This is a genomic window from Chromobacterium sp. ASV23, assembly GCF_016428945.1.
Lineage (GTDB): Bacteria > Pseudomonadota > Gammaproteobacteria > Burkholderiales > Chromobacteriaceae > Chromobacterium > Chromobacterium sinusclupearum.
In genome coordinates this window covers 1-469 of the sequence record NZ_JAELTR010000180.1, presented here as the reverse complement: position 1 = coordinate 469, position 469 = coordinate 1, and the positions used below count along the sequence as shown (strand labels likewise).

Below are 469 nucleotides of genomic sequence, written 5' to 3'. Positions count from 1 at the left end.
GCAACGCGGTATTTCGGGTTTAGCGGGGGATTAGCTCAGTTGGGAGAGCACCTGCTTTGCAAGCAGGGGGTCGTCGGTTCGATCCCGTCATCCTCCACCACTTACAGTGCAAACAAAAGCGAACTCGAAAGAGTTGGATTCTGTTTGCGTTGTAGTTTGAAACGCCCGATCTTTAACAAACTGAAGAAGCCGAATATATAAGACGGCGAGACAAATAATATGGAGTTAACTCTTCATATTGGCTGAATCGTCATCTTGGGTATTTGATTGTATCTAAGGCTGCGTCGCCATATCAAAAGGGGCGGTGTAGTCGTCGCACAAACACTCTCTGTTGTTTTGGTGATTTAGGTTACTGAAATGATAGGGTCAAGCGACTAAGTGCATCTGGTGGATGCCTTGGCGATCACAGGCGATGAAGGACGTGTAAGCCTGCGAAAAGCGCGGGGGAGCTGGCAATAGAGCTTTGATC

The 469-nt window shown here is 48.2% G+C and carries 1 tRNA gene and 1 rRNA gene; both read left to right on the top strand.

The annotated features are described in order from the left end of the window. Positions 1–24 precede the first annotated feature (24 nt). A tRNA-Ala gene (locus tag JHD59_RS22155) sits at positions 25–100 on the top strand. A gap of 264 nt (positions 101–364) precedes the next feature. Then, positions 365–469 (top strand): 23S ribosomal RNA (locus JHD59_RS22150); the annotation flags it as partial.